The organism is Streptacidiphilus anmyonensis (assembly GCF_000787855.1).
Classification (GTDB): domain Bacteria; phylum Actinomycetota; class Actinomycetes; order Streptomycetales; family Streptomycetaceae; genus Streptacidiphilus; species Streptacidiphilus anmyonensis.
Genome location: NZ_BBPQ01000003.1, coordinates 159849 through 169756 on the forward strand (window position 1 = coordinate 159849; position 9908 = coordinate 169756).

The following is a 9908-nucleotide window of genomic DNA, read 5'->3' on the forward strand; positions in this document are numbered from 1 at the left end:
GTGCGGACGGCCCTGCGCCTTCGGTCCGGCACATGGGTGGGTGGCTTGTCGCGCAGTTCCCCGCGCCCCTGAGGTGAGTGCAACTGGACCTAGGGGGAAGAGTGACCGGACCGGCCGAGGCGCAACTCGAGTTCGTCGCCGCCGAGGTGCGCCGCATCATGGCGGCGGTGAAGCGGCACCAGAACGGGGACCGCCGACGCGCCTTCGGGCTGCAGATGGCGACAGTGACGCTGTCCGCCTGTTCGACCGTGCTGCTCGGCGTCCGGGTCGGGGATCCGGGGCGGCAGGTCCTGCTGGATGTCGCGCTCGGCATCAGCGCGCTCATCACCGTCCTCGCCGCCTGGGACGCCTTCTTCTCGCACCGCTCACTCTGGATCCAGGCCAGCCAGACCGTCCTGCGGCTCGAATCGCTCGACCGGGACATCACCTTCTACAGCAAGGGCCTCACCGACGGCCCCGCCTCCGACCAGGTCCGGGAGTTCCTGGAGCGGCTCGACGAGATCCTGCGGGAGCACCACGACGGGTGGGCCAAACTGCGGCGTCGGGAGCCCGACGCCGCGTAGCAGAGCGCGGTCCCCGCCGCCCGGATTCCGCCGAACGAAGGGTTGGCCCGAACCCGGTCCGGGCCCCAGCGCACCGCGCTGACCTGCGGCGTAACGTCGTCTGCCCAGGTAACACCCCGGTTGACAGGCCCTGCGGGGCCGCGAGTAGGTTCGTCGTCGTCCACCGGACAGCAGACCCACGCCAAACCCGGGACCGCCGTTGGTCTCCACCGCCAGGAGCCGGCGCCGCCGGACCGGGGAGCGCGGGCCTCGGCGCGAGCGCGCGCAAGCGCGCCTCGCGGCGACGGGTGTGGACTCCGGGCTCGGCCCGGACGCTCAGTAGACAACGGCTTCTGGTCGGCCCGCAGCCAGCAGGTCCCGAGTCGGACCGAAGAGCGTCCGGGCCGTTTCCGTGCCGCGACCTGGCACGCGCTCCCTCAGGTCCGCTCTCACCTGCACTTAACCGCAGGATGTACCGTCTTCCCACAGCCCCTGGAATCATCTGCTGCGGATTGGCGGCGAACGTGCCCTTGACCCTGGAATCGGACGACCGTTCCAAGGACCTCGCGGAGGCCGGAGCGCGCCCGCCGCGTCTCGTCCGGATCGGCGCCCGGATCCGCCGCGGCCTGCCGCGCACCGCCCTCGCCGCGCTCTGCGGCGTGCTGCTCGCGCTGTCGTTTCCCTCCGTCGGCATCTGGCCGCTGTCGCTCGTCGCCGTCGCCGGCCTGAGCCTGCTCACGTACGGGCGCACGGCGCGGCAGGGCGCCTGGACGGGTCTGGTCTTCGGCCTGGTCTTCATGCTGTGGCTGCTGCTGTGGATCGACGTCATCGGCTACGACGCCTGGGCGCTGCTCTCCGTCGCCGAGGCGCTCTTCCTGACCGCCATGGGCGCCGGGCTCGCGGTCGTCTCCCGGCTGCGCTTCTGGCCGCTGTGGACCGCGTGCCTGTGGGTGGCCCAGGAGTGGGCGCGCGACCGGGTGCCGCTCGGCGGCTTCCCGTGGGGGCGCCTCGCGTTCGCCAACACCTCCTCGCCGTTCACGCCGCTCGCGGCGCTCGGCGGGGCACCGCTGGTCAGCTTCGCGGTCGCGCTCTGCGGTGCGCTGCTCGCGGCGGCGGTGCTGGCGCTGCGCACCCGAGAGGGCCGGGAGCGCAGCGGTCGTCTCGGGCTCGCCTGCGTGGCGGGCGCGGCCGTGGCCGGCGTCGTCGGCTACGCGGTCCCGCTGCCGACCGCCGGGACCACCGCGGGCGGCCCTGCCTACGCGCAGATCGGCGTGGTCCAGGGCAACGTGCCGCACGCCGGCATGGACTTCCTCGGCCGCCCGATGCAGGTGCTCGACAACCACGTCGCGGCGACCTTCGACCTGATGAACAAGGTCGACGCGGGCAAGCTCCCGCAGCCGCAGCTGGTGATCTGGCCGGAGAACTCCTCCGACGTCAACCCGTACAACACGCCCGCCGCCTACGACGCGATCAGCCAGGCCGCGGGGCGCACCGGTGTGCCGATGCTGGTCGGCGCGCTCGTCGATGGACCGGACGCGCAGCACGTGATGAACGAGGGGATCGTCTGGGACCCGAAGACGGGCCCCGGCGCGCACTACACCAAGCAGCACCCGGTGCCGTTCGGCGAGTACGTGCCGTTCCGCTCGATCCTGATGAAGTACATCACCCGCCTCCAGCGGGTGGCCCGCGACTTCTACCCGGGCGACAAGACCGGCATCCTCCAGGTCGGCCCGGCGAAGATCGGCGACGTGATCTGCTTCGAGGTCGCCTACGACGGCATCGTCCACGACGCGGTCGCCAAGGGCGGCCGGGTCCTGGTCGTGCAGACCAACAACGCGACGTACGAGCACACCGACCAGCCGGACCAGCAGTTCGCCATGTCCCGCCTGCGCGCGGTCGAGCACGGGCGCGCCGTGGTGATCGCCGCGACCAGCGGCATCAGCGCGGTCATCGCTCCGGACGGCTCGGTCGTCCAGCGCACGCAGCTGGCCACGCAGGCCGAGCTCGACGTCAAGGTCCCGCTGCGTGACGGCCTCACCCTGGCCGACCGCGTCGGCGCCGGGCCGGAGTGGGCGCTGTCCTTCGTCGGCCTCGGCGCGGTCGCCTTCGCGGCCTGGACGCGCCGCCGGCGCTCCTCGGGAACGCCTGGAACACCGGCCTGACCTCCGGCGTTCTACCGTGGAAGCCTGACACGACCAACGAAGGGCCAAGCCACGGTGCGCGCGTCCCGACTCAAGCGGTTCCTGCCCCTGCTCGTCGCCGCCTACGCGGTGGCCGAGCTGGTGCTCCTGGTGACGGTGGCCGAGCTGATCGGCTGGCTGCCGACGCTGCTGTTGCTGTTGGCCGGGTTCGTGGCGGGTGCGTCGGTCGTCAAGCGCGCGGGCCTGAAGGCGTTCGCGGCGGCGCGCAAGGGCAGCGTGCCGGAGGGCGAGGCGCGGACGGCGGTCACCGTCGTCGGCGGCGTCCTGCTGATGATCCCGGGCTTCATCAGCGACGTGCTCGGTCTGCTCTGCCTGGTCCCGCCGGTGGCGCGGCGCCTGCAGCGGGTGCCGATGGCGCTGCTGCGCCGCGGCCCTCTCGGCGACGCCGTCCGCCTCCAGGAGCAGGTCCGCATCCACCGGCCGGACGGCAAGGTGGTCCAGGGCCAGGTCGTCCACGAGGACGGCGCGCCCGCCTCCGGCCCGTACGACTACTCCCGCCGCGACGAGCCCCAGGACCGCGGCGAGCTGCGCTGAGGCTGAGCCGCCCGACCGGCTCCGTTCCGGCGGTGGCCGCCCAGCAGCGGCGGCAGGAGAGCGGGAGCCGCCCGTTCGTGCCCGCGGCGGAGCAGCCCCGGGCGGGGGTGGCCGACCGACGCTGCGGGTCACTACAGCTGGCGGCCGGGCTCGTTTCCGGTCTCCACGTAGCACGGGGTGCCCGTGGCGCGGGCCTGGAGGAAGGCCGCGGCCCGCTCGAACTGGTCGGCGTCCAGGTCCGGACGCCAGGCGTCCAGGGTGCGGACCTCCCAGCGGGTGTGCTCGGACGGGTCGAGCCGGATCGCGTGCAGTTGCGCCTCGGAGAGGACTCCGCCGTCGAAGAAGAAGCCCAGATGGCCGTAGGGCCAGTACGGGCGCGGGGGGATGAACCGCATGCCGAGCAGACGCGGCTCGCCGCCGAACTCGATGCCGGTCTCCTCCCGGCACTCGCGGACGGCGACCTGCCAGGGGGTCTCGGCCGGGTCGTCGAGGTTGCCGCCGGGCCACTGCCAGCGCTCCAGGCGCTGCTCCTCGACCGACCTCAGCTGGAGCAGGCGTCCGGCCGTGTCGGTGAACATCAGGCAGGCGAAGACGGTCGCCTTGGGCAGCGCGGCGCTGTACTGCTCCGGGGGGATCCACTGGGGCATCGGCTGCTCCGGGTTCTGTGGGCGGACGCGTTCGGGCGCGACGAGGCCCGGGCTCCCCGCGAGGGGAGCCCGGGCCTCGTCGCGCAAGGCGCTTTACGCGCTCTTGCGGTCGCGCGGATGCACGGCGATGTTCATGCGACCGGAGCGGAGAACCTCCAGGCGCTCGGCGAGGACCTCCTCCAGCTCCTCGCGCGTGCGCCGCTCCATCAGCATGTCCCAATGCGTACGGACCGGCTTGATCTTCTTCTCTTCGGGCTCGTCACCGTCGATCAGCAGCGCCTCGCTGCCGCAGAACCGGCACTCCCAGATGTGCGGGATCTCGGCCTCGACCGAGAAGGGCACCTCGAAGCGGTGTCCGTTCTGGCATGCGTACTCGACGGTCTGGCGAGGCGCCAGATCGATACCGCGGTCGGTCTCGTAGCTGGTCGCCCCGAGTCGCGTGCCGCGGAGAGCTCGCTCACTCATGAATCGTGCCTCCCGGGCTCTTGGCCCACAGGACTGGATGTCGCTGTCTTCGTCGGTCGGTACAACGTGCGGCAACCGTCGAAGATTCCCGCAGTACGCGCGCGACTTACGTCACGCCGCCCAAGTTTGTACCCACCCGCGTCCGATTTGTCACATCTGGGGGCAGATATCACCCTCGGTTGACCTATCGTGTCGCGCAGTCACGAAATGACAGACCTCCGCACGGCCTCCACGGCGCCTTCACGGGATGCCCCGCGGGTCACGAGATGTTCGGGACCCGGTTGCCCGCGGCCTCGATCGCCCGGCGCACCGGAACGCGCATGAGCAGCAGGAAACCGATCGCGAAGAAGACCAGCAGCGAGATGATCGCGATCCGGTAGCTCCCGGTCACCTGGTAGGCGAGGCCGAAGACGAGCGGGCCCATCCAGCTGGTGCCGCGGTCGCTGATCTTGTAGAGCGAGAAGTACTCGGCCTCGTGGCCGGCCGGGATCAGGTGCGAGAACAGCGAGCGCGACAGCGCCTGGCTGCCGCCCAGCACCAGGCCGATGGCGGCGGCCAGGGTGTAGAACCAGATCGGCTGGTGGGCGGGCATGACGTAGCCGAAGGCCAGGGTGACCACCCACGCCACCAGCGAGCCCATGATGGTGCGCTTGGCGCCGAAGCGCCCGGCGATCCGCCCCAGCAGCAGCGCGCCGCCGATGGCGACGATCTGGACCAGCAGCACGCCCGCGATCAGCGTGGTCTGGCTCATGCCCAGTTCCTCGCTGCCGTAGAGGGAGGCTTGGGAGATCACGGTCTGGATGCCGTCGTTGTAGCAGAGGAACGCGATCAGGAAGAGCAGCGTCAGCGGGTACTTCTTCATCCCGCGCAGCGTCCCGGCGAGCTCGCGCAGCGTGCCGCCCGCATGCTCGTCGACGGGCTTCGCCACCGGGGCGAGACCTGCCCGCTGCGGCAGGCGCAGCATCGGGAAGACCGTGAAGGTGGCCCACCACAGACCGGCGGAGGCCAGGCAGAGGCGGACCGCCGTGCCGCTGGAGAGGCCGAGCGCGCTGTGGCCGAGGAAGAGCGCGAGGTTCAGCACGAGCAGCAGGCCGCCGCCCGCGTAGCCGAAGGCCCACCCCTTGGAGGAGATCCGGTCCCGGTCGTCCGGGGCGGCCAGGCCCGGCAGGAAGGAGTTGGCCAGGGCCGCGGAGACGGCGTAGCAGACGTTGGCGACGACCAGCAGTCCGCCGCCGAGCAGGTAGCGGTGGCCGCCGAGGAAGAACATGCCGAGCGTGGCCGCCGCGCCCACGTACGCGAAGGCGACGAGCAGGGTCTTGTGGCGACCGGCGCGGTCCGCGGCCGCGCCGGCCAGCAGCATCACCGCGACGGAGATCAGCACGGAGAAGGAGACCGTGTACGGGAAGAACGATCCGGCTCGGACGGCGAGGCCGAGCGGATGCACGTCGCCGTGGGAGTCGGCCGAATTCTTGGCGATGTCGGTGAGGTAGGGGCCGAGGAAGACCGTGAGCACCGTCGCCGAGAAGGCCGCGTTCGCCCAGTCGTTCAGATACCACCCGAGTTGGGCGCGCTTGAGGTCGGTCGTCTCGGTCGACGCCGGGGCAGTAGTGATCAAATCCAGGCTCCGCGCTCGATCAGGACATCGCGCAGGACGTCGATGTGATCCGTCATGATGCCATCAACACCCAGATCGAGCAGTGACCTCATCCGGTCGGCTTCGTTCACCGTCCAGACGTGGACCTGCAGGCCGAGCGCGTGGGCGGTCTCCACGAAGGCGCGGTCGACCAGGCGCGGGCCGGTGTCGCCGCCGCCCGCGACGCGCTCGGGCACCTGGAGGCAGACCGCGCGGCGGCGTGCGCCGCGACCGAGCGGAAGCCCGCCCCGGGCCAGGGAGCGCACTTTGAGCGCGGCCACGTCGCGGGGTCCGGCGGAGGTGGCCAGCCGCGGCCCGGCCGCGGCGCGGACGGCGGCCAGGCGCGTCTCGGAGAAGGAGCCGACGCAGACGCGGTCCCAGGCGTTCGTCCGCCGCACGGCGTCGACCAGCGGGCGGACCGCCGCCGCGGCCTTCACGTCGATGTTGAAGCGGGTCTCGGGAAAGGCGTCGAGCAACTCCTCCAGCGTCGGTATCGCCTCGCGTCCGCCGATGCGGGCGGCGGAGACGATGCGCCACGGCAGCTGGGCGACCGCGCCGGTGCCGTCGGTGACCCGGTCCAGCCGGTCGTCGTGGAAGGCGACCAGCACGCCGTCGGCCGTGGTGTGGACGTCCGTCTCCAGATAGCGGTAGCCCAGCCGGACGGCCCGTTCGAAGGCCGCCATCGAGTTCTCGGGACCGCCGAGGGTACCGCCCCGGTGGGCGAACGCGAGCGGACCCGGGTGGTCCAGATATGGATGTCGGGCGGCGGGGCGGCCCGGGCGCAGAGCGGAATCGCTGGTCACGGGCAGAAGTATGCCCGTTGGCGCAGGTGGCGCGGAGTCACGGCGGCACCACCAATTGTCATCAATCGCTTGACTCACTCCACCCGCGCGGATGAAATTAAGGCGCTGCGAGCGGACGGCATATTCCGCGGCGGTCTCCCGTCCTTTTGCCGGGTGTCTTTTCGGCATGCCTTCCCAGCGCAATCTGCCCTGAATTCATCGGTGCATGCACCGGCTTTCCTGCAGAATCTGATCGAAATTGATAGGTCGATGTCTGAGCGAGATCGAATCGCCCGGGTTCTGCCCGAGGAGGTGCTCGCGGCGCTCACCGCGCAGAGCCGCGCCGCCGCGACCGGGACGCTGTGGGCCGCAGGCGATCCGGGCGGCCTGCTCCGGCTGGACGGCGGGCGTATCACCGGAGCGGAGAGCCCCGGCGCGCCCGGGGCCGAGGCCCTGCTGCTGCGCTCCGGCCGGATCCTGGAGGCCTCGTGGGTCGCCGCCTACCAGGCGGGCGCCCCCTCCGGGCGCTTCGCGGTCGAGCTGGTGCGGCGCGGTCTGGTCGGCGCGGCCGAGCTGGAGACGGTCTGTCTGATGGCCCTGTTCGACGCCGCCTTCGCCATTGCGGCCGGCACGGTCGAGGAGTGCCGCTGGGAGCCGCCGCCCCCGGACGCAGGTCCGGTGGCCGGCAACGGAGCCGGTGCCGGTGCCGGGGCCGCCGTCGGGACCGATGCCGCGTTCGGAGCCGAACCGGTCGGCAGGGAGCAGCCCTGGACCAGTGCGGTGACCAGGGTGGACGCCTGGCAGCTGCGCGCCGAGACGGAGCGGCGACTGGTCGCGCTCGCCCAGTTCCCGACGCCGGTGAGGCCTGGGCGCGACCGGCTCGCGGCGGTCGCGGAGCCTGCGGCCGCGCAGGCCGCCGTCGGTGCCGGCCCGAACGCCGGGGGTCCCCGGGCCGCCGGGGGCCTGCGCCGGGAGGTGCTCGGGCTCGCCGACGGGCGGCGTACCGCGCGCGACATCGCCTTTCTGCTGGGCCGGGGCGTCTACCCCGTGACGGTCGAGGCGTCCCGGCTGCTGGCCGACGGGCTGGTCCGGATCGGCTCGGCGAACCGGGAGGGCGGCGAGGTCCGGGCCCTGCTCGCGCCCCGGCACGCCGCGCCCCCCGCCGCCCCGTCCGGCATCGCGTCCGGCATCCCGTCCGGCGTCTCCTCCGGCGTGGCGGACCCCGCCGGTCCGGTGCGGCTGCCCCGGCGGCAGAGCCGCGTGAGCGGCTCATGAGCCACGGGGGGCTCTGGGGGGAGGCGGGCCAGGACGAGGCCGCCCCGGGGGCACTGGAGAGCGCGATGCGCATCCCCGGCGCGGTGGCGGCGGCCTTCGGTGACATCGGCAGCGGACGGGTCCTCGGTACGACCTCCCGTCCCGCGCAGACCGGAGGAGTTCCGGAACCGCTCGGAAAAGTCGCGCTCGGAATTGCGATGGGCGCGGTCGAGGATTTCGGCGGCGTGGTCGGAAATGCGGACGCCGGGGGATCTGATCCGACCGGAAACGGTCAGGCGGTCGAGGAAGTCATCATCACCGGATCGCGCTATTTCTGTCTCTGGCAGGCGGCGCGTCTGCGTTCGGGGGAGTGGCACGCGTTCATCCAGATCTCCCTGGACCGGTCGCAGGCGAATCTGGCCATGGCGCGGCTTGATCTGCGCGCGGTCGCGGAATGCCTGCCGGGCGCGGTCGAGTACCACCGGCACCTCGACGCGGCCGCGCGGTCGTATCCACCCGTCGCCGCCCGCGCCCGACCCGAGCCGGACCCCGCGCCGCCGCCCGAGGCGCCCTACGAGGACGGGGAGGAACTGCCGCGCCGGGAGCCCGGCCGGCAGATACCCGGCGCGGTGCCGGCCGCGCGGGCCAGGCAGGTTTCGGAATCGACGCTCCGTCAGATTCTGTGGGGTCTCAGACGGTACCGGTAGGGCCGGTGCCCGGGGAGGGAGTGAGTGGATGAGCCAGGAGGCGCTGGTCGCCGAGATCCGCGGCCTGCGCGAGCGGGTGCCCGGGATCACCGACGCGGCCGTGGCCGCGGTCGACGGCCTGCTGGTCGCGGCGGACACGGCGGCGGAGATCGACCCGGAGTCGCTGGCCGCGCTGGCGGCCGCGGGCCTGGGCCTGGCCCGCCGGACCGCGGCCGTGTCCGGACGCGGCCCGCTGCGGCAGACCGTGACCCACTGCGGCGGCGGCTACGCCGTGATCTACGCGGTGGGCGACACCGCGCTGCTCGCGGTCCTCGGCGACGAGGGCCTCGACCTCGGGCGCCTGCACCTGGAGACCGGAGCGCTCATCGAGCGCCTGGACGACCTGCTGTGCGGGCGCACGAGATGAACGACACAGAAGACCGACTTTGGGGAAGAGCATGAACACACCGGCGAGCATGTCCGACCGCATCACCGAACTCGTCAAGCACCTGCGCAACGACGTGCCCGACTGCCTGGCGGCGGGGGTGATCGACCTGTCCACCGGCATGCTGCTGACCGTGGAGACGGTCGACTCCCACCCGGCGGAGGTCCTCGACCTGCTCGCCGCCGCGACGTTCGAGCTGTTCCAGGGTCGGAACGTGGTGATGATCGAGAACATCTTCAAGGAGCGGCGCGGCGTCTCCTCCGACCGGCACTACTTCCAGGAGGTGCTGGTCAACAGCGACAACCTGGCCCACCTGTTCATCCGGATGGACAGTCAGGACGAGATGGTGTCCGTCGTCGTGTGCCGCAAGAACGTCAACGTGGGGATGCTCTTCGCGCAGACCCGACGGGTGATCAAGGAGCACGGCCCCATGTGACAGGGGCCGTCACCCCAGGTGCAGCCCCCTGGCCTCGAGGGCGAGTTTCAGCAGCCGCAGGGCGCGTGGGCCGACGCCGGGCAGCCGGCGCAGGTCCGCCTCGGGGACGCCGTCCAGATCCCCGAGGCGGCGGTAGCCGGCCCGCTCGAGAGCGAGGCGTGCCGGCTCGGTCAGCCCGGTGGGCAGGTCGTGGGTGGGCAGGTCGTCGGTGGTCATGGCGGAACCTCCGGCGGGATCGCGGCGGGAGCGGGGGACGGGAGCGGCCGACGGCCGTCTCGTACCC

12 protein-coding genes are annotated in these 9908 nt (G+C 72.3%); 7 read left to right on the forward strand and 5 right to left on the reverse strand.

Annotated features, from left to right (window positions below; genetic code table 11):
* The first annotated feature begins 101 nt into the window (after positions 1-101).
* The 3 genes from TR50_RS05630 (at position 102) to TR50_RS05640 (ending at position 3277) form a co-directional block, all read left to right on the forward strand.
* The gene (locus TR50_RS05630) at positions 102-563 is read left to right on the forward strand and encodes an SLATT domain-containing protein (protein ID WP_042415093.1); all 462 of its coding nucleotides are present in this window, start codon (positions 102-104) and stop codon (positions 561-563) included.
* Between the two features lie 509 nt (positions 564-1072).
* The gene (lnt, locus tag TR50_RS05635; RefSeq protein ID WP_236654288.1) at positions 1073-2704 is read left to right on the forward strand and encodes an apolipoprotein N-acyltransferase; all 1632 of its coding nucleotides are present in this window, start codon (positions 1073-1075) and stop codon (positions 2702-2704) included.
* A gap of 54 nt (positions 2705-2758) precedes the next feature.
* Positions 2759-3277, forward strand: a complete 519-nt coding sequence (locus TR50_RS05640) for an FxsA family protein (RefSeq protein ID WP_236654289.1) — start codon at positions 2759-2761, stop codon at positions 3275-3277.
* 131 nt (positions 3278-3408) lie between these two features.
* On the opposite strand, the gene TR50_RS05645 is transcribed toward TR50_RS05640, so the two are convergent.
* From TR50_RS05645 to TR50_RS05660, 4 genes are all read right to left on the reverse strand, one after another.
* A complete protein-coding gene (locus TR50_RS05645; RefSeq protein ID WP_042415099.1) occupies positions 3409-3924 on the reverse strand; it encodes an NUDIX domain-containing protein in 516 nt (171 codons plus the stop codon).
* Between the two features lie 93 nt (positions 3925-4017).
* Positions 4018-4389, reverse strand: coding sequence for an RNA polymerase-binding protein RbpA (locus tag TR50_RS05650; RefSeq protein ID WP_042415102.1), 372 nt, complete (start codon positions 4387-4389; stop codon positions 4018-4020).
* A gap of 259 nt (positions 4390-4648) precedes the next feature.
* Positions 4649-6010, reverse strand: a complete 1362-nt coding sequence (locus TR50_RS05655; protein WP_084699769.1) for an MFS transporter — start codon at positions 6008-6010, stop codon at positions 4649-4651.
* Positions 6001-6825 carry a glycerophosphodiester phosphodiesterase family protein gene (locus tag TR50_RS05660; RefSeq protein WP_236654290.1) on the reverse strand — a complete coding sequence of 275 codons (825 nt, stop codon included), beginning with the start codon at positions 6823-6825 and terminating at the stop codon, positions 6001-6003. The genes TR50_RS05655 and TR50_RS05660 overlap by 10 nt, the downstream gene beginning before the upstream one ends.
* Positions 6826-7074: 249 nt before the next feature.
* Here TR50_RS05660 and TR50_RS05665 point away from each other — a divergent pair, with 249 nt between their 5' ends.
* The 4 genes from TR50_RS05665 (at position 7075) to TR50_RS05680 (ending at position 9625) form a co-directional block, all read left to right on the forward strand.
* Positions 7075-8079 carry a hypothetical protein gene (locus TR50_RS05665; protein ID WP_152648266.1) on the forward strand — a complete coding sequence of 335 codons (1005 nt, stop codon included), beginning with the start codon at positions 7075-7077 and terminating at the stop codon, positions 8077-8079.
* Positions 8080-8144: 65 nt separating this feature from the next.
* Positions 8145-8765: a hypothetical protein gene (locus TR50_RS05670; protein WP_152648267.1), complete on the forward strand. Its 621-nt coding sequence runs from the start codon at positions 8145-8147 to the stop codon at positions 8763-8765.
* Positions 8766-8793: 28 nt separating this feature from the next.
* A complete protein-coding gene (locus tag TR50_RS05675; RefSeq protein ID WP_174514810.1) occupies positions 8794-9171 on the forward strand; it encodes a roadblock/LC7 domain-containing protein in 378 nt (125 codons plus the stop codon).
* 49 nt (positions 9172-9220) lie between these two features.
* Complete coding sequence (locus TR50_RS05680; protein ID WP_236654291.1) at positions 9221-9625, forward strand: hypothetical protein; 405 nt, start codon at positions 9221-9223, stop codon at positions 9623-9625.
* A 9-nt stretch (positions 9626-9634) separates the two neighbouring features.
* Here the strand turns inward: TR50_RS05680 and TR50_RS05685 are convergent, their stop codons facing one another.
* A complete protein-coding gene (locus tag TR50_RS05685; protein WP_042415113.1) occupies positions 9635-9841 on the reverse strand; it encodes a hypothetical protein in 207 nt (68 codons plus the stop codon).
* Between the last annotated feature and the right edge of the window lie 67 nt (positions 9842-9908).